Source organism: Varibaculum sp. C0165D1 (assembly GCF_056590355.1).
The window spans coordinates 226,887-244,315 of record NZ_JBWPVY010000002.1; the positions used below are offsets into that span (position 1 = coordinate 226,887).

The following is a 17,429-nucleotide window of genomic DNA, read 5'->3' on the forward strand; positions in this document are numbered from 1 at the left end:
ACTCCTTACCTTGTCTGCTTTTACGGCACTTTCGTTTCAAATAATACGTGGTTATTTAACTGCCGAGTGGTAGTTAGGGGCTTCGGCGGTCATCTGTACGTCGTGGGGATGAGATTCGCGCAAACCAGCACCCGTAATTTTCACAAACCGACCCCGTGCCTTCAAGGTGGCAATATCGGAGGAACCGGTATAGAACATGGATTGCCGCAATCCCCCGATCAGCTGATAGAGCACCGCCGATAAGGCACCAGAGAACGGGACTTGCCCCTCGATGCCCTCGGGAACGATTTGAGAATCACTGGTTACCTCCGCCTGGAAGTAACGATCCTTGGAATAGGACTTGCGTCCGCGCGAACTCATTGCCCCAAGCGATCCCATTCCGCGGTAATGCTTGTACTGTTTGCCGTTAACAAACACCAGTTCACCTGGGGATTCTTCACAGCCTGCCAGCAGGGAACCCAGCATCACGGTATCGGCGCCTGCCACCACCGCTTTGGCGATATCTCCCGAATATTGCAGGCCGCCATCAGCAATCAGAGGCACATTCGCTTTCGAACAGGCCTGAGCAGCCAAGTTAATCGCGGTAATCTGCGGCACCCCCACTCCGGCAACAACCCGGGTGGTGCAGATAGAACCGGGCCCTACCCCGACTTTCACCGCATCTACCCCGGCATCAATCAACGCTTGTGCTCCCTCGGCAGTGGCTACGTTCCCGCCGATAATGTCAATACCAGCAAAAGTGGGGGAGGCTTTCAGCTTCCTAATCATTTCTAGGGCGAGCTCTGCCCCGCCATTGGCGGTATCCACCACCAACACATCTACTTCCGCTTCTGCTAGGGCTTCGGCGCGTTCCCAAGTATCTCCCCAGTATCCCAGGGCGGCCCCCACCCGCAAGCGACCTTCTTCGTCTTTTGTGGAGTACGGATACTGTTCGGTTTTCACGAAATCTTTGACCGTAATTAGTCCGGTCAAGCGACCTTCATCATCAACTAGCGGCAGTTTTTCAATTTTCTTTTCGGCCAGCAGAGCCCGCGCTTCCTCACGAGGCATCCCTTTGCGGCCGGTAGTAAGCGGCATCGGGGTCATGGCGTCACGAACCTTAACTGTGGCCCACTTGCTGGCAGGGATGAACCGCAGGTCTCGGTTGGTGATAATCCCTTTCAGTTTGCGATCCTCGTCCACTACCGGCAGTCCAGAAACCCGATAGTGTCCGCATTCTTTGTCTAGTTCCAGTAGAGTTGCGTCCGGGCCAATAGTGACCGGATCGGTAATCATTCCGGATTCGGACCGTTTAACCTGTCGTACCTGCGCCGCCTGTTCCGCTATGGGAAGGTTGCGATGCACGATTCCGATGCCGCCTTGGCGCGCAATCGCGATCGCCATATTGGCTTCGGTAACCGTATCCATGGCCGCAGATACTACCGGGGTATGCAGGGTAATCCGTTTGGTTAACCTGCTGGAGGTATCGACTGCAGAAGGAACCACATCGGTGGTTTCCGGAAGTAAAAGAACGTCATCATAAGTTAGCCCTTCCAGGGCTTCCAGGTGTTCGGTAATCACCTTTTTAAGGTTAGCCCGAATCGTCAGCTTGCCGCTACTTTTATTTGCCTATTAACGCTTATTTCAGCACTTTTAGTGCTGGATGTGACTGGTCTTACCTAGAAATGGCGATTTTTGCCGCGCCCCTGATCTTCAGGTGATAGGGAGCACCGGTTAACGTTAGACTCTTCTTCTCTGCCCTGTTCGCTGAGCGCTAATTGCTCGGTCTCGTCCTACTGAACTGCAAATTAAACTTTTATTAACCGACTTTTCACCGCAGAATAGTTATTTTTTCAGGGAACCGTAAGCTATCTACTTCATACTGAACCATAACCTGCAGGGCTATATAGGAGGCTTGATGAGCGACTTCTCGCGACTTCCCGGACCGGTGGCAGATTTATGGGAGTGGCAATACCAGGGCGCTTGCCGCAACCTTGATTCCGAACAATTCTTTCATCCTGAGGGTGAACGCGGGGGAACTCGCCGGCGGCGCGACGAGGCCGCAAAAGCTATCTGTGCCCAGTGTCCGGTAATCGCCGAGTGCCGGGAATATGCACTGGCTGCTCAGGAACCCTATGGGGTATGGGGCGGCCTTACCCAGGAGGAACGTCGCGAGCTTATTCGACAAAGTCACCAAGTAGCGCAGCGACGCACCGCCTGAAGTATTGTTTTCCCCATCCTCACTGCGTATGACCGGACCAGCACAGAGGATAGAAAATAAAAATGGATCCAGGCAGCTCCTGGATCCATTTCGCACTTTCCGCTACTTCTTGTTGCGGCGCTGGTGGCGAGTCTTGCGCAACAGCTTGCGGTGCTTCTTCTTGGACATGCGCTTGCGGCGCTTTTTAATTACCGAGCCCACTAGGTTCTCCTTTTGCTTCTTGGTGCGCGCGCGGCGCAGCTATTACCCGGAGGTATTTTTCTCGCCCTACTATACAACAACTTAAGCGGCGGCTAACTATTGGCTACGTCCGAAGATTGTTCCCAGTCACCAAAACCCTGCCCCATCATCTGATCAATCGCTGCTGCGGGCACTCTAAATGACTTGCCAACCCGAACTGCAGGAATATCACCAGCGTGAATCATGCGATAGACCGTCATTTTGGACACGCGCATTAGATCCGCGACCTCTGCCACTGTTACGAAGCGCGGAGCTTGCTGCTGTGCCATAATGTTCCGTCCTGAGTTCGAATCCGTACCGGTTAGGGACTATTAATAAGCTTAAGCCGTTGACCTAGAAAAATTCTAGAGTTTCAGGCATCCATGTATAAAAATACCCCAAGAGACCCACTTTTCTCAACTGTCACAGGAAAGTCACTAAAAAAACTTCATTTCCGACAATATTTTAGGCGTATTTTATAAATATTTACGCTACCTTTACTTAAGATAATTTCTGAGCTCCCCTTTTCACATCCGCGGAGCGTAATTTTTCCCTCGCCCTAACCGAAAATCTAGACAGCGGGTTAATATCTAGGCAGGAAACATTTCTGCCGGCAGTCCCAGGGAGGTGCAATGGCAAAGAAGCGGCGGGTATCAAAACGCGCAAAGCTTAGAGAATCAATAGACCACCTTGCCCGCACCTCACCTGCCCGCCTAGTGGTAATGGTGTTCGCTGGCATCATTTTCGTCATGACGGCGCTGCTGTGCTTGCCGTTCGCTACCACCACCGGTAAACCGGCTCCTCTAGTTGACGCAGTTTTTACCGCTACCTCGGCAGTTTGCGTAACCGGGCTGACCGTGGTGAACACCGCCTCCTACTGGTCCTTTTTTGGACAAGTCGTGATTATGCTGGGTATCCATATTGGCGGCCTGGGGGTAATGACCCTGGCATCAATCTTGGCGCTGGCGGTATCGCGTCACATCGGACTGACCCAAAGAATGCTGGCCGCAACCGAAAAGACTGCCTCTCTGGGTAAAGTTGGCGCCCTGATCCGCACAGTTATCGTCACCTCGTTCACCTGCGAAGCTATTATTTTCATTGCCCTTTTGCCCCGGTTCTTAACTTTGAACGAGTCAGTGGGCTCCGCTATCTGGCACGCCCTGTTTCAATCCATCTCTATCTTCAACAACGCGGGGCTAATCAACTTGCCGGAGGGCATAGATGCCCATATGGGAGATTGGTGGATGGTCACACCGGTGATCCTAGGAACTTTCCTGGGCGCCCTAGGATTCCCCGTGATGCTAGACGTGAAAGAGAACTGGCGCTCCCCCCACAAGTTAACCTTGCATTCGAAATTAACCATCACCACCTACTTGGCTGTTTGGCTATTTACCGCGATAGTAATCGCCTGCTCGGAATGGAACAACCGGGGAACATTCGGCTCCATGACTACCTCGGAATCCCTGCAAACGTCGATTCTCTTCGGGGTGAACTCTCGCTCTTCCGGGATTAGCACTATTGATGTAGGCCAAATGACCAGGGGTTCTTGGTTCTTGCTGGATGTGCTGATGTTTATCGGTGGCGGATCCGCCTCTACCGCCGGGGGGATCAAAGTGTCTACCCTGGCAGTGATGATTTTGGCGATTATGGCGGAGGCGCGCGGGGATCGAGATGTCGAAGCCTTCCACCGCCGGATACCACCCTCGGTAGTGCGCCTATCGGTGGCTGTCACTGGCCTGGGTGCCATTATGGTCGTGACCGCTATCTTCTTCTTGCTGTCTGTAACTGACTATTCGATGGACGTTCTCGGATTCGAAGTGATCTCTGCTTTCGCCACCGTCGGTTTATCGACCGGAATCACCCCAGATTTGCCAATTATCGGGAAATATTCACTGGTACTGCTGATGTTTGCAGGCAGGACCGGCACCATGACAGTGGCGGCGGCGCTCGCGCTGCGCGAGCGCCGTAGAGTAATCAGAATGCCCGAAGAACGCCCCATTATCGGATAGTTTGCGCGTTAGAAACTGACGTTACCGGGGATAGAGGTTCCCGGCGGGATGAGCCGCGTCGCGTCCTCAAAAATTTTTAAATCCCTTAAGCCGAACCAAAAATGCAGGTTAGGGCATTTGCGCAAACTGCTCCAAAAGTTCAGCGTCGCCAGAGACAATAATAATGTCGTTCGCGTCAACTCGGGTTTGGGGAGCGGCATATTCAAAGGGTTCGCCGGGGGAAAGCACCCCGATTACCGTGACCCCGTACCGGGAGCGAGTATCCAGTTCGGCCAAAGTGAAGCCGTGGCAAGCCTTGGGCGGCCGCATTTTCACTACCGAGAAGCCCTTACGGTCCATCTCGATATAATCCAGCATCTTGCCGCCCACCAGGTGGGCGGTGCGCACCCCGGCATCATATTCGGGGTAAACCACGTGGTGAGCACCAATTCGTTTTAGGATCGACCCATGCTCGAGAGAAGTAGCTTTGGCCCAAATCGACCCGATTCCCAAATCCACCAGGTTCGCGGTGATCAGCACCGATGCCTCTAGGGCAGTTCCTACTCCCACAACGGCTGCTTGAAAATCGGTAGCGCCTAACTGTTCTAAGGCCTCGGCGCTAGTGGCATCGGCTTGTACCACCGGCAGACGCGACTGCCATCGGGTGACTATCCGGGGCGACTTTTCTACCGCCAAAACCTCGCGTTCTAGACTCTCTAAAGAGGCAGCCACGGCGGAACCGAAACGCCCTAAACCGATAACCAGCACTCCAGATGCGCCAGCATCCCGTTTCGCCATCTGTGTCCTCCCCTTGTCCCCGGATGTAGATAATTACGCGTTCTGCTTCCAGCCTACCCCGCTCAAATGTTTCGCAGGCCTGCCGCGCTAGAGTTAGGGCATGGCCAAGGTAAAGACAAGCTATCAATGTTCCGAGTGCGGCTGGCAATCCAGCAAGTGGCTGGGGCAATGCCGCAACTGCAAGGCTTGGGGAACTTTAGAGGAAACCGTCCCCGTAGAGGCGGCGGATACCTCTTCCTCCCGCAACAAGATCTCAGGCAAAATTCCTCAAAAAAAGGCCCTGCCCATCAGGGAAGTTGATATTGCTGACGCTAGATTTATCCCCACCGGAATTGGGGAACTCGACCGGGTACTCGGCGGTGGCCTGGTGGCCGGATCAGTGGTTTTATTGGCAGGCGAACCGGGGGTGGGAAAATCCACCCTACTGCTGGACGTTGCCGGGAAAGTTGCTTCTAACTGGAAAAACAAGTCGGTACTGTATGTAACGGGTGAGGAATCGGCCGCCCAAGTGCGCCTGCGGGGTCAGCGGATCGGCGCCCTGGCAGATAATCTACTGCTAGCTGCGGAAACCGAATTGGAAAACGTCCTCGGGCATATTGACCAATGCTCCCCTTCACTGGTGATTGCAGACTCGGTACAAACTATTGCTTCCGCGCAGGTCAGTGGACAAGCCGGGAATGTCACCCAGGTGCGCGCAGTCTGCTCGGCTTTAATCGAGGTTGCCAAAAGCCGCGGAATCCCAATTTTGCTGGTAGGACACGTAACTAAATCCGGCGGGATTGCCGGCCCGCGCGTCTTAGAACACCTAGTAGACGTGGTCACTCAGTTTGAAGGGGATCGCCACACCCGTTTGCGGCTGCTGCGGGCGGTTAAAAACCGCTATGGAGCCACCGATGAAGTTGGTTGTTTTGAACTGGTAGAGCGAGGAATTATCGGGCTAGCGGATCCTTCGGGACTGTTTCTTTCTCAAACCTCCTCGCGGGTGCCCGGTACGTGCGTAACCGTGACCCTAGAGGGGCGACGCCCAATGCCTACCGAGATTCAAGCCTTAGTGTCTCCGCTGGTATCAGGGGGGTCGGCACGGCGCACCACCTCGGGACTGGATTATTCGCGGGTGGCTATGACCCTAGCGGTGCTGCAAGCCCGCCTGCGCCTCGCCCTTTCCCAATGTGACGTTTATGTTTCGACCGTGGGGGGAGCCAAAACCAGCGAACCGGCAGTTGACCTGGCAGTGGCGTTAGCGATCACCAGTGCTGCCCAGTCGCGTCCTCCCCTAGAAAAAATGGTGGCTATTGGGGAAGTGTCCCTGACCGGAGAAATCCGCGCCACCGTAGGGTGCGGGCAGCGCTTATCCGAGGCCGCGCGACTAGGTTTTCGCCACGCCCTGATTCCTCGCCTGGGCGCCGATGAAGTTACTGCCCCCAGAGGAATGACCCTACATCCAGTCACTAACCTGGCAGAAGCAGTTATGATTGCCCTCCCCGAAGGGGAACCTACTTCAAAGTAAAGACTGCTTTCGCGTCGGTGATTTCTTTACCGTTCAGGACGGGAATCGCCTGATAGGTACCGGCCTGCGCCATATCACCCTTGTCGCAGCCGTTTCTAATTTTCCCATCCCAGGCGAGGGTAGTGTCGTATTCCATGCCGGTTCCGAGTAGTAAAGGCTGTTCATTGACCTTCCCCTGGCATTTCCAGGATTGCCAAACCGTTTCCTGGCCGGTAACAACTTTTACGCCCACCTTGTCAATAGCCCCATTCATAGTGCAAGGCTGTTTTCCCTTGGTGTTATGTAAAACTACTTTGAACTTAACCCCGGCTCCCACCTGGTTTTCAGACTTTTCCGGCTCCAACTTGTAGCTAATATTCGCCAGATTGCAGGTGGTCGGTTGGGTAACGACCTCTTTCTTTGCCTGTTCAGCTTGCGCGCGTTGCTGACTATCGTCTGCCGCCTGCAACCACGACCAGGCAAACTTAACAATCAGCACCACTAGGGCGATCAGCACCGCCAAAATTAGCAATGCTACTAGCCGGCGCACCCAAAAAGTGGTTTGCGAAGGGCGTACCCGCTCGGAAGAGCGCTGGCGTTGATCTGGACTCATGCCCTTAGGTTACCCCACGGTCTTAGGCGGAAGCCGGATTAACACCACCGGGAGCCGGATTTGATCCCGCGGGTCCATCCTCACCGTCATTAATAGTGCACCAGGATTCAACTAGCAGCGCAATCACCAATAGCAACAGATTCACCAGCGCTAAAGCAATAGTCTTCCCTGCAAACGAGCCGGCCATTTCCGCATGACGCAGCTGGTAAACCAGAATCAACTGAGAAAGTAAATACCCCAAGAACAAAGCGGACCACACCGCGGAGGCTTGGGCTACCAGCGCCACTAGCGGGGCTTTCGCTAGCTGCATCCAGGAGGGCTTACCCTCGCGTAAACGTTTGACTGCCTGCCCAAAAATTGCGAGTACCACCGCCCCACAAAAGATCAGCACCGTAAGAACCGGGCTGAATTGCAAAGGCGTGCCCCCCATTTTCACTGCCAGGTTACTGAGAAAATATCCCCCCAACAGCGCAATCGCCCCCAGAGCTAACAGGGTAAGTTTTCGCAGCGGACGCATATTATTACTCGGAATCCTGGAGTGGATTGAAAGCCTCGGTGGGTTGCTCAGTGCGGTCTGTTTCCGGTTTAACCACGGGAACCGGTCCGGTGGTAGTCGGACGCAGAATTGACTTGCGCTCAACCCGAGATTCTTCTTCCGTAGCAGAACCGCTGGGATCATTTACTGGGCTAGCCGAGATATCCAGGGGAAGCGGCTGCGGAGATTCTTCTGGAACCGGAATCGGACCGGTAACTAACCTGCCGGCGTGACGACCACTGCCATATTCAATACTTTCAGTTGCCTCTTCCACTGCCGCTTCCGCAGAAGGCTTTTCCGGTTTGCCAATTTCCGGTTCACTAATTTCCGGTTTTTCAGCGCCACTAGCTTCCGCCGGTTCGCTAACCGTTCCCCCCTCCGGGCGGCCCGACAACTGTTGAGCAGAGTCATTTTGATCTCCGGTCGCCTTTTCAAAACTTGCAGTCTGCGCTGGTGAGGGAGGCGGGGCAGGTAGGGAGGCATTAGGCAACGCTTGCCAGGAATATTCGGAGCTTTCCACCTGCTCTGTGGGGTTGGCTTCCCACTCAAAGTCCGTCAAAAATTGCTCGGGATCAGCTTTCTCCCCTACAAAAAAGGCTTTGATCCGCTGCCAAAGGCTCTTTTTCTTGGGTTTTTCCGCTAGATCTGAGGTATCGGAGTCCTGAGGAGCGATACTGGCATCCCCTGCCCCGGATACTGACGGTATCGAATGCGGCTTCCCAGAGATTTCTGCTGGTTCTTCGTCTAACACCACTGCTGCTTGGGGGTGGTCATTACTAAGTCGAGGAACCGGCAGCGGGGGAACCTGCGGAGAGGAAGCCCCTTCGGCAGCTGGGGGAAGCGGCGAGCTAAGCTTATCTACTTGTGTGATTTCGCCGGTGGGATGCAGCTCGTGAGGATCATCGAGGACTCGCGGAGGAAGCGGAGGGCGAGAAATCGCTGACCAGCGTGGCAAAGGAACAGCTCCGGTGCCTGCTTCTGTGTCCGAATGAGAGCTACCTACCCAATCTGGGTAGATCTCCTTTACTCCATCCCGATCCGGAGCATAGTCCGCCAAAACTACCACTTCGCCCGCACCGGAAAGTTCGGCGCTAGGCGCCACTAGTGACCAGGGCAAAAGTACAAAAGCACGCTGACTTGCCCGCGGATGCGGCAAAGTTAGCTGTTCATCCTCGCTGTTAACGCCTTGATAATCAATAATGTCGAGATCAAGGGCGCGCGCCCCCCAATGCTCGCTTCGCACCCGTCCATGTTCGTCCTCAAGATTTTGTAATACCCGCAGCAGCTCCAAAGGAGAAAGCATAGTTGACAGGATTACTACCGCATTTAAGTAATCCGGCTGGTCTTCCTGTCCTTCGCTAAGTACCGGAGCTGTGCGTACCAGGGGTGATACGTCTACTACTCCTACCCCACTGGTTTGCGATAGTTGCGCGATTACTTCCCGGAAAGTATCGGAGACCTCACCGAGGTTTCCGCCCATCGCTAATACCACTTGCCTGGGGGAATCCGGTGCCTGTTCCAAAGGACTTTCTGTTTTTTCCTGCGAAGTTTCATCAGGTTCAAACGCTTCTGGTTCCGGGGCATCCGCGGATATCTCTGCCAGCGATAGGGGCGCGGTTTCTTCCAAAGGTCCTTCTTCCTCTGGAAGTAGATTCTCGAGGCCGCGCCAAATAGTTACCGACACGTCCTCTTTTTCTAGTCCCAGGGGTGCCTGAGGTTTATGTAAGCAAATCCGTACCGCCTGTACATTTGGCAGCTCCAAAGTTTCTTCGGCGATCTGGGTAGCCACTTTTTCTAACAGGTCGCAGGGCGGTCCAGTAATAATTCGGCTGATCAGGGCGGATATCCGCGAGTAATCCACGGTGTCTTCAATCTGATCGCTTTCCCCGGCGGTCTGCAAGTCTAGGTAAATATCGGCGTCAACTAGAAATAGTTGACCGTCTTGGCGTTCATGGTCGAGCATCCCATGCAGTCCGCGTTCCTCAATCCCCACCAAACTAATATGGTCGAGATATTGCAAACGCTTACTGATTTCTTCTTCACTTAGCGACATGCTGCTTCCCTCCACAGTTGCCCAACTGCGACCGCACTAGCCGAGGCCGCAACATTATGTACCCGAACTGCCCAAACTCCTGCCTGCGCGCAGAGGGCACTCACCGCGGTGGTGGCGTCCTCGCGCCGTGCGGCTCCCTGATGAATTCCCGCGGGAAGATTATCTTCCCAACAGGCAGGAACCGCCATCTCCAAAAAACGTTTCCGGGAGGCCCCGATTAGCAGCGGGTACCCCAACTTGGTCAGCTGTTCTAGGTTACCGAGCAGTTCCCAAGACTGCTGCGCGCTTTTAGCGAATCCTAACCCGGGATCTAAAATCAGACGCCTCAGATTAACTCCCACCTTTTCGCAGGCCTGGACGCGTTCTTTTAACCCTTCACAAACCCCGCCGGTCACGTCCCCGCCATAGTCACACAAGCTATCCATAGTTTTAGGGTTGCCCCGCATATGTTGGCAGATATAGTAGGCATCCTTTTCTGCCACCACCGTCAGCATCTGCGAATCTAGGGTTCCCCCGGAAATATCGTTGATGATCTGGACTCCAGCCGCTATGCCAGCTTCAGCGGTTTTTGCATTGACAGTGTCTAAAGAAATAGGGAGAGGATTGCGAGATTTATTCAAATAGCCCCGGATTACCGGCACCACGCGTTCTTGCTCTTGGGCGGGGCTCAGCGACTGGGCTCCGGGCCGGGTGGATTCGCCCCCAATATCGAGGATATCGGCACCTGCCGCTTCTAATTCGAGGGCGTGAGCGATCGCTTTTTCAGGGTTAAACCACTGGCCACCATCGGAGAAAGAATCTGGAGTGACGTTAATTATCCCCATAACTTTGGTGCGTCCTGGCGCTAAAAGGTCAGGAATCTCCGGAATCTTCATGATTCTAGCCTACCTGGCATTAAACACCCTTTTGTTCTTGAGGCAGAGAAAAATAGCATTTCTCTACGCGTTAACTTAAGAAAAGTGCTCGCGGGAGCTAGTTTCCGCGGATCAGGGAAAGTACTTCCGCCCGGGATCGGGGATCGGAACGCATGACCCCACGCAGCGCCGAGGTGGTGGTGTGCGCCCCCGGCTTCTTAATTCCCCGCATGGACATACAAAGATGCTCGCCCTCAATAACTACTGCCGCTCCCCGCGGGTCCAGCTTTTCCATTAACGCATCCGCCACCTGAGCAGTTAAGCGTTCTTGAACCTGTAGGCGGTGAGAGTATCCCTCTACTACTCGCGCCAGTTTTGAAAGGCCCGTAATCCGGCCATCCCGAGGAATATAGGCCACATGCGCCACTCCGAAAAACGGTAACAGGTGATGTTCACACAGGGAGTAGAAAGGAATCCCCCGTACCATCACCATCTCGTCATCGTCCACTTGGAACTGTTTTTCTAAGGGCTCCGCCGGATCGGTGTGCATCCCGGAAATCACTTCTTTCCAGGCTCTGCCCATCCGTGCCGGGGTTTCCCGCAGCCCCTCCCGCTCCGGGTCCTCGCCGATAGCGATGAGCAAATCGTGAATGGCCTTTTCTACCCCAGCCTGGTTGTAACCCACTAGTTACTCACCCTCTACTGCTAGATTTTCTGGAATCGGAGCAGTGGCTGGAGCTGGGGAGCCCGATATCGGGTTACCGAAAACCGCCCCCGGCACTGCCCCCTCTTTGCCATAGGACCAAACGGAACGTTCTTCCTGTTTTTGCACCGGCGCGAAAATCTCGTTTAATTCCTCCTCCAGCAAGGTTTCCTTTTCAATCAGCCGGGCGGCCAAATCATCGAGAATCTCTCGGTTGCGGGTGAGGATTTCCCAAGCTTCCCGATTGGCGGCATCGAGGAAGTTACGGGTTTCTTCGTCGATGGTACCTGCTACTGCCTCCGAATAGTTCCTGCTGGTCAGGCCATCGCGCCCCAGGAAGGGTTCGCTATCATCCTTACCCAGCTTTACCGGCCCTACCTTATCCGACATCCCGAAATCGGTTACCAGACGGCGGGCAGTAGCGGTGGCCTTCTCAATATCGTTCGAGGCACCCGTGGAAGGATCTAGGAAGACTAATTCTTCCGCTACTCGCCCTCCCATGGAATAAACCAGTTCATCGAGCAGCTGGTTGCGGGTGCGCGAATAGCGATCCTCAGTGGGCATCACCATGGTGTACCCTAAGGCGCGCCCGCGCGGCAAAATCGTCACCTTGGTTACTGGATCGGTATAACGCAAAGCAGCAGCGCAGAGGGCGTGTCCCCCCTCGTGATAGGCAGTCACCAACTTGTCGTGGTCATTCATTACCCGAGTGCGTCTTTGGGGACCGGCAATTACCCGGTCGATGGCCTCATCAACCGCGCGCATATCGATCAGATCCGCATTGGAACGCGCTGTCAGTAAAGCGGCCTCGTTAAGCACATTTTCTAGGTCGGCACCGGTAAATCCGGGAGTGCGTTTAGCGATCTGTTCCAGATTCACATCGGTGGTCATCGGTTTGCCTTTGGCGTGCACCTGCAAAATCGCTTTCCGGCCTTTAATATCGGGGGCGTCCACGTTAATCTGCCGGTCAAATCGTCCTGGACGAAGCAGCGCCGGATCGAGCACATCGGGACGGTTGGTGGCCGCAATCAAAATCACGTTAGTGTTTTCGTCAAACCCGTCCATCTCTACTAGCAGCTGGTTTAGGGTTTGTTCGCGTTCATCGTTGCCCCCGCCCATGCCGGTGCCGCGGTGACGCCCTACTGCATCAATCTCATCCACAAACACGATAGCGGGTGCGGATTCCTTGGCTTGACCAAAGAGGTCGCGCACGCGAGAAGCTCCCACGCCCACGAACATTTCTACGAACTCAGAGCCGGAAAGAGTAAAGAAAGGAACTTTTGCTTCCCCAGCTACCGCCTTTGCCAGCAAAGTTTTACCGGTTCCAGGCGGACCGCACAGTAGCACGCCCTTGGGAATCCGAGCACCCAGGTTATGGAACTTCGCGGGATTGGCTAGGAACTCTTGGATCTCGCGTAGTTCCTCTACTGCCTCATCGGCTCCCGCCACATCGGCGAAAGTAATCTTGGGGGCACTGGCATCAAACTTTTTGAATTTGGATTTGCCAAATCCCAGCATTCCGCCGCCCTGCATCCGCGACATTGCCCACCAGATAAGAGCGAAGAATAGTAGCAGCGGAATCATCATCTGCAAAAGCGCTGACCACCAGGAACCGGTGGGGAAAATCGAGTTATATCCCTTCTTCAGGTTCCCATCCTGGATCAGCTTATTTACCTGCGCCGCCTGGGGCTGCACAAAAGTAAAAGTAACTTCTTTAGTGGCGCTCTGCGGAATCACCTGAGCATCTTTCCCCAAGTTCTTGGGGGTGTACTTCTTCGATAGCTCTAGTTTTACCTGTTGGGTACCGTCATTAACTATCGCCCGCTGTACGGTTTTCCCTTTTAGCAGCGCGATTCCCTCGGAGGTATCCACTATGGTGGGGGCCATTACTAGGGAAATCACCCAGAAAACGGCGATGATTAGGATCGCCGGGATTCCCCATTTGAGCCAAAACTTCTGATTTTCTTTTTTCTTTTTCGCCATTTATCGGTTTCTTACCCTGTTAGCCGGTGCCGCGTGGCGGCGTTATTTATAAAGACAAGCCTAAACGCTTTGCCCGCTAATTGCTTATTTTGGTCACCCTCAGCCGAATTCTATCTCCGGCGTAGGGCTAAACTGCGACGTGGCGTTGATCTTTTTACCTGGGGGACCACTATTGGTAAACATGCGGAGCCAGGGTACCTACGAACGGTAAATTCCGGTACTTTTCCGCATAATCCAAGCCGTATCCCACCACGAACTCGTCGGGAATATCGAATCCTACGTATTTAACGTCTACTTCAACTTTCGCGGCTTCTGGTTTGCGTAGCAGCGCCGCGATTTCTACCGAGGCCGCACCCCGCGAAGAAAGGTTGCGGGTGAGCCAATCTAGTGTGAGACCCGAATCAATCACGTCCTCGACAATCAGCACGTCCCGTCCCCCCAGGTCAGAGTCGAGATCTTTTAGGATCCGGACCACCCCGGAGGATTTGGTGGATGCCCCGTAGGAGGAAACCGCCATCCAATCGATTTCCAAGGGAGTGTGGATTAGGCGCGCTAGATCCGCCATCACCATGGTGGCACCTTTGAGTACCCCTACCAGCAAGATTTCTCGCCCGTGATAGTCGAGGTCGATCTGCTTTGCCATTTCTGCAAGTTTGTCTGCGATTTGCTGCTCGCTGATTAGTACCCGCTCCAGGGCATCGCCCATATCATTTGCGTCCATTTTCCCAGTCTAACCCCTAGGCTCGGGCCGGAAGCGAAGTTCGTAGGTTCCCCCTTTGCGAGTGCAAGTTATTTTGCCCGGTAACTGGATAGGGCCGGTTCCCCGGCGGGCAATAGCCAAATGATCTACTGCGTCTAATTGCACTTTACGCAGGTCGGAAGCCCGCGCGCCCGCAGCAAGGGCCGCCAGACGCCACACCCGTTTGCGAATGGCTGCTGGCTGCGAAAGTAGCGGCCTAGTTTCCAGCGTTATCCCTGCTAATCCTGGCTTTTGGACCTGCTCAAACCAAGTGACAGCTAAAGTATCGAGAGCATCCAGGTCTGCCTGCAACAGGGCGGCGGTGCGGGCGAGGGCGGGACGCGGGTCTATCCCTAAGGCTTTTTCGAGTGCGGGTAAGGCCTGGTAACGCAAGGCGGATCTGCGTAGCGCGGTGCCATCTGCAGCTTTAACCGGACCATCGGGATAATTGGAGGGGTCATCAATAAAAGACAGACCTCCTTCACGACAAGCTGCTACGGTGTCGCGGCGGGGCAACTGTAGCAGCGGGCGGAGATAGCCTGCGCGCCTACTGCTTTTATCTCCGCCGCCCTCATCCCCGCTGCGCATTCCCGCAATCGAACGCGGTCCGCTACCGCGAATCAGCCCCAACAGCACAGTTTCTGCCTGGTCATCGCGGGTATGTCCCAAGAGGATAAAAACGTTCTCCCCCAAAGATCCATATCTGTCGGCAGCTTTTTCTAGCGCCAGGTAACGTTTTTTACGGGCGTCACCTTCTTTACCTTGACCGGATGTTCGCCCAGATGTAAGGGTTAATATCTCCACCTGGCTATACCCTAAGCTACTCAGAAGTGCTTGCACTTTTCGTGCTTGCGCCCCCGACTCTGGCCGCCAACCGTGATCAACTGTGGCGGCCACCAATTTAAAGTCTCGCGCAGGCGCCAGGCGGATTAGGGCGGTAGCCAGGGCGAGGGAATCGGCACCGCCCGAACACGCCACCAGTAAGGTTGCCTGCGGATGGGTTTTTTCCAGCTTTTTAAGTTGAGCCAGGACAGCTCTTTCTATCCGTCCTCGCGCACCTCGCACCTGCCGGGTCACAGATTTGCTAGTCCGTTTACGAAGTTATCAATGGCGCCCCGCGCAATCCCCCCGGTACCATCCCTAAAGGAGTCAACGATTACGCAAAAAGTGAGGGTTCTACCGGATTTGGTGGTCACCAGTCCGGTCAATGCCCGCGAGTTCTGCAAAGAACCAGTTTTTGCCCGCACGTTCCCGGCCCCGGCTTGCTGCAAATAGCGTTCATGCAGAGTACCGTCCAGGGCTCCGATAGGAAGGGAAGCAACCAGGGGACGCAGCTGTAAATCATTACCGCGAGCTGCCTGCTGGACTAGGGCAGCCAAAAGTTGCGGTTTGATCTTGTTTTCGGTTGAGAGTCCCGAGCAATCTTGATTAGCGAAAGCGGCGCCCTCTAGCTTTAGATCCCCCAATACTTTTTGGGCGATTTTTATTTCCCCGGGGAAGTTCGCGCCGGTTCCGGCTTTTGCTGCCGAGGTGCGACAAAGCACTTCTGCCAGCATATTATTCGACTCTTTGAGCGCCTCATGTATCACTTCGTGCAGAGCGGCGCTCTTGACTTCCCCCATTAACCGCGCCTGTTTAGGGGTCACTCCCCGCTGGATCTGGCCCACATTAATACCCTGGTCTTTTAGTCTCGCCGCAAACTGCTGGGCTGCCGCTAGCGCGGGATCAGGCAAATATCCGTAGGACAGCTGGGGGTTGGCCAATCCGTTATTGATCGCGATGGGAGTGGGCTTGGTTTCGTAACTGTCATTGCCTTGGGCTTGCCAGTTTGGCAGCGGGCTTTGATCCCCAAAGGCGCTTTCGTCCAAAAACAGCTGCACCGAGGTAGTTTTCTTAGCTTTTAACCTATTAGCAGTTTGGGCAGCTAAATCTGCCAGGCCCGCATGTCCGGAAACTGCGGCGGGATTTCCGGGACCAGCTGCCAGTAGTTGATCCCCATTTCCTCGTAAGAAAAGTTTGTCCCCTGCTAAGGATGCTGAAGTAGTGAAACGATACTGGGGTCCCAGGGTCTTCAACGCAGTTGCAGCCGCTACTACTTTGGTAGAGGAAGCCGGGGTCATTAACAGGTCTCCGTTAACTTGGGAGATAGCTTTCCCGCTAGCGGTATCGATCACCACTGCTCCTACTCTGGCTCCGGTATTTACGGGCGTATTTTGTGGAGGATTACTTGCCCCCTGGGGCTGGGAATTACCCCGCTGAGCTTGGGAAACCAGCTGATCAACCAGTGGTTGCACCTTCCCCGCGTTAATTTCACCGGCTTGGCTGTTAATTCCCTGAGCCTCCTGGAAATTAGGAGCGGCAAGGTCAATTTCGACAGTTTGTGGCAAGTCTAAAGATTCATTTTCAAGCGTAAGAATCCCTGGCACTAGGTTGTAGGCGTCCAAAACGCCATATCCGACGCCGCCTACCATCATCGTTACCAGGAGAATTAGCGGTAAAAGTACGGATTTTCGCATTCTTCCCCTCGCTGACGGATTTTCCACGTATTCTTAAATATAAAGCAGATGCCACGACTTCGGCGGTAATACCTTTGCCCCGATTGTCGCACACTTAGCCTAATAGGGCGGGAAGGGGAAAAAACATGGAATTTGACGTGACGATTGAGATTCCTAAAGGTAACCGCAACAAGTACGAGGTTGACCATGAAACAGGGCGCATCCGGCTGGATCGAATGCTGTTTACCTCAACCCGCTACCCCGATGACTACGGGTTTATTGATGGCACTTTGGGAGAGGACGGCGATCCCCTAGATGCTCTCGTTATCTTGGAAGAAACCACCTTCCCGGGCTGCGTGATCCGCTGCCGCCCGCTAGGAATGTTCCGGATGCGCGATGAACATGGTGGTGACGACAAGGTTTTATGCGTTCCCGCCGGTGATCAGCGCGCCTCATGGCGTACCGAGATTGAAGATATTTCCGAGTTCCATCGCCTAGAAATTCAGCACTTCTTCGAAGTTTATAAAGATTTGGAGCCTGGAAAATCAGTGGAGGGCGCCCACTGGGTAGGACGCAAGGAGGCGGAAGAGGAAATTCGCCGTTCCCGTGAGCGGATGCAAGAGTGGGAAGCAGAAAACGGTAAGAAATATTTCGGTCTGGTCGCCGACTTTTTCGATGGGCAGATCACCGAATAATTTTCCCTTTTAGAACACGCGGAAAACGCCAATAACACTAATCGGTGATATATCTCACTAATTGGCGT

General features: G+C 54.3%; 17 protein-coding genes. 4 read left to right on the plus strand and 13 right to left on the minus strand.

Going from position 1 to position 17,429, the window contains the following annotated elements; translation table 11 throughout:
- Window positions 1-51 precede the first annotated feature (51 nt).
- Entirely contained in the window at window positions 52-1,560 is a 1,509-nt protein-coding gene (gene guaB, locus AC1EKS_RS03595) for an IMP dehydrogenase (protein ID WP_481009844.1), read from the minus strand.
- A 337-nt stretch (window positions 1,561-1,897) separates the two neighbouring features.
- Here guaB and AC1EKS_RS03600 point away from each other — a divergent pair, with 337 nt between their 5' ends.
- Window positions 1,898-2,200, plus strand: a complete 303-nt coding sequence (locus tag AC1EKS_RS03600; RefSeq protein WP_481009843.1) for a WhiB family transcriptional regulator — start codon at window positions 1,898-1,900, stop codon at window positions 2,198-2,200.
- A 102-nt stretch (window positions 2,201-2,302) separates the two neighbouring features.
- Here the strand turns inward: AC1EKS_RS03600 and AC1EKS_RS03605 are convergent, their stop codons facing one another.
- On the minus strand, window positions 2,303-2,401 hold the full coding sequence (locus tag AC1EKS_RS03605) for a 30S ribosomal protein bS22 (RefSeq protein WP_005504750.1): 99 nt from the start codon (window positions 2,399-2,401) through the stop codon (window positions 2,303-2,305).
- A gap of 92 nt (window positions 2,402-2,493) precedes the next feature.
- Window positions 2,494-2,709: a helix-turn-helix domain-containing protein gene (locus AC1EKS_RS03610; RefSeq protein WP_481009842.1), complete on the minus strand. Its 216-nt coding sequence runs from the start codon at window positions 2,707-2,709 to the stop codon at window positions 2,494-2,496.
- A gap of 342 nt (window positions 2,710-3,051) precedes the next feature.
- On the opposite strand from AC1EKS_RS03610, the gene AC1EKS_RS03615 reads away from it, so the two are divergent.
- Window positions 3,052-4,428, plus strand: a complete 1,377-nt coding sequence (locus tag AC1EKS_RS03615; protein ID WP_481010212.1) for a TrkH family potassium uptake protein — start codon at window positions 3,052-3,054, stop codon at window positions 4,426-4,428.
- A 108-nt stretch (window positions 4,429-4,536) separates the two neighbouring features.
- Here the strand turns inward: AC1EKS_RS03615 and AC1EKS_RS03620 are convergent, their stop codons facing one another.
- Window positions 4,537-5,205 (minus strand): potassium channel family protein, encoded by a 669-nt coding sequence (locus AC1EKS_RS03620; RefSeq protein WP_481010214.1) that lies wholly within the window; start codon window positions 5,203-5,205, stop codon window positions 4,537-4,539.
- Window positions 5,206-5,305: 100 nt separating this feature from the next.
- Between AC1EKS_RS03620 and radA the strand changes: the two genes are divergently transcribed.
- Window positions 5,306-6,712, plus strand: a complete 1,407-nt coding sequence (radA, locus tag AC1EKS_RS03625) for a DNA repair protein RadA (protein WP_481010216.1) — start codon at window positions 5,306-5,308, stop codon at window positions 6,710-6,712.
- Here the strand turns inward: radA and AC1EKS_RS03630 are convergent.
- The 9 genes from AC1EKS_RS03630 to dacB all read right to left on the minus strand — a co-directional run bounded on the left by AC1EKS_RS03630 (window position 6,699) and on the right by dacB (window position 16,687).
- Entirely contained in the window at window positions 6,699-7,304 is a 606-nt protein-coding gene (locus tag AC1EKS_RS03630) for a hypothetical protein (protein WP_481010218.1), read from the minus strand. The two genes, radA and AC1EKS_RS03630, sit on opposite strands and share 14 nt — an antisense overlap.
- A gap of 22 nt (window positions 7,305-7,326) precedes the next feature.
- A complete protein-coding gene (locus tag AC1EKS_RS03635) occupies window positions 7,327-7,821 on the minus strand; it encodes a DUF3180 family protein (protein ID WP_481010219.1) in 495 nt (164 codons plus the stop codon).
- 4 nt (window positions 7,822-7,825) lie between these two features.
- A complete protein-coding gene (gene folK, locus AC1EKS_RS03640; protein ID WP_481010221.1) occupies window positions 7,826-9,892 on the minus strand; it encodes a 2-amino-4-hydroxy-6-hydroxymethyldihydropteridine diphosphokinase in 2,067 nt (688 codons plus the stop codon).
- The gene (gene folP, locus AC1EKS_RS03645) at window positions 9,883-10,767 is read right to left on the minus strand and encodes a dihydropteroate synthase (protein WP_481010222.1); all 885 of its coding nucleotides are present in this window, start codon (window positions 10,765-10,767) and stop codon (window positions 9,883-9,885) included. Before folP ends, folK begins: the two co-directional genes overlap by 10 nt.
- A 97-nt stretch (window positions 10,768-10,864) precedes the next feature.
- Window positions 10,865-11,431, minus strand: a complete 567-nt coding sequence (folE, locus tag AC1EKS_RS03650) for a GTP cyclohydrolase I FolE (protein ID WP_481009851.1) — start codon at window positions 11,429-11,431, stop codon at window positions 10,865-10,867.
- A 3-nt stretch (window positions 11,432-11,434) separates the two neighbouring features.
- On the minus strand, window positions 11,435-13,432 hold the full coding sequence (gene ftsH, locus AC1EKS_RS03655; protein WP_481010224.1) for an ATP-dependent zinc metalloprotease FtsH: 1,998 nt from the start codon (window positions 13,430-13,432) through the stop codon (window positions 11,435-11,437).
- A gap of 169 nt (window positions 13,433-13,601) precedes the next feature.
- A complete protein-coding gene (gene hpt, locus AC1EKS_RS03660) occupies window positions 13,602-14,153 on the minus strand; it encodes a hypoxanthine phosphoribosyltransferase (protein WP_481010226.1) in 552 nt (183 codons plus the stop codon).
- Window positions 14,154-14,162: 9 nt separating this feature from the next.
- Window positions 14,163-15,248 (minus strand): tRNA lysidine(34) synthetase TilS, encoded by a 1,086-nt coding sequence (tilS, locus tag AC1EKS_RS03665; protein ID WP_481010227.1) that lies wholly within the window; start codon window positions 15,246-15,248, stop codon window positions 14,163-14,165.
- Window positions 15,245-16,687 carry a D-alanyl-D-alanine carboxypeptidase/D-alanyl-D-alanine endopeptidase gene (dacB, locus tag AC1EKS_RS03670; protein ID WP_481009749.1) on the minus strand — a complete coding sequence of 481 codons (1,443 nt, stop codon included), beginning with the start codon at window positions 16,685-16,687 and terminating at the stop codon, window positions 15,245-15,247. Before dacB ends, tilS begins: the two co-directional genes overlap by 4 nt.
- 125 nt (window positions 16,688-16,812) lie before the next feature.
- Between dacB and AC1EKS_RS03675 the strand changes: the two genes are divergently transcribed.
- Window positions 16,813-17,361 carry an inorganic diphosphatase gene (locus AC1EKS_RS03675; protein ID WP_481009748.1) on the plus strand — a complete coding sequence of 183 codons (549 nt, stop codon included), beginning with the start codon at window positions 16,813-16,815 and terminating at the stop codon, window positions 17,359-17,361.
- The last annotated feature ends 68 nt before the right edge of the window (window positions 17,362-17,429 follow it).

Excerpts from the sequence above, each read along its gene's own strand:
- folP (WP_481010222.1), bottom strand. The coding sequence starts at position 10,767 with ATGAAGATTCCGGAGATTCCTGACCTTTTAGCGCCAGGACGCACCAAA.
- AC1EKS_RS03630 (WP_481010218.1), bottom strand. The coding sequence starts at position 7,304 with ATGAGTCCAGATCAACGCCAGCGCTCTTCCGAGCGGGTACGCCCTTCG.
- AC1EKS_RS03610 (WP_481009842.1), bottom strand. The coding sequence starts at position 2,709 with ATGGCACAGCAGCAAGCTCCGCGCTTCGTAACAGTGGCAGAGGTCGCG.
- AC1EKS_RS03635 (WP_481010219.1), bottom strand. The coding sequence starts at position 7,821 with ATGCGTCCGCTGCGAAAACTTACCCTGTTAGCTCTGGGGGCGATTGCG.
- AC1EKS_RS03675 (WP_481009748.1), top strand. The coding sequence starts at position 16,813 with ATGGAATTTGACGTGACGATTGAGATTCCTAAAGGTAACCGCAACAAG.
- hpt (WP_481010226.1), bottom strand. The coding sequence starts at position 14,153 with ATGGACGCAAATGATATGGGCGATGCCCTGGAGCGGGTACTAATCAGC.
- AC1EKS_RS03600 (WP_481009843.1), top strand. The coding sequence starts at position 1,898 with ATGAGCGACTTCTCGCGACTTCCCGGACCGGTGGCAGATTTATGGGAG.
- folK (WP_481010221.1), bottom strand. The coding sequence starts at position 9,892 with ATGTCGCTAAGTGAAGAAGAAATCAGTAAGCGTTTGCAATATCTCGAC.
- radA (WP_481010216.1), top strand. The coding sequence starts at position 5,306 with ATGGCCAAGGTAAAGACAAGCTATCAATGTTCCGAGTGCGGCTGGCAA.
- AC1EKS_RS03620 (WP_481010214.1), bottom strand. The coding sequence starts at position 5,205 with ATGGCGAAACGGGATGCTGGCGCATCTGGAGTGCTGGTTATCGGTTTA.
- ftsH (WP_481010224.1), bottom strand. The coding sequence starts at position 13,432 with ATGGCGAAAAAGAAAAAAGAAAATCAGAAGTTTTGGCTCAAATGGGGA.
- AC1EKS_RS03615 (WP_481010212.1), top strand. The coding sequence starts at position 3,052 with ATGGCAAAGAAGCGGCGGGTATCAAAACGCGCAAAGCTTAGAGAATCA.
- dacB (WP_481009749.1), bottom strand. The coding sequence starts at position 16,687 with ATGCGAAAATCCGTACTTTTACCGCTAATTCTCCTGGTAACGATGATG.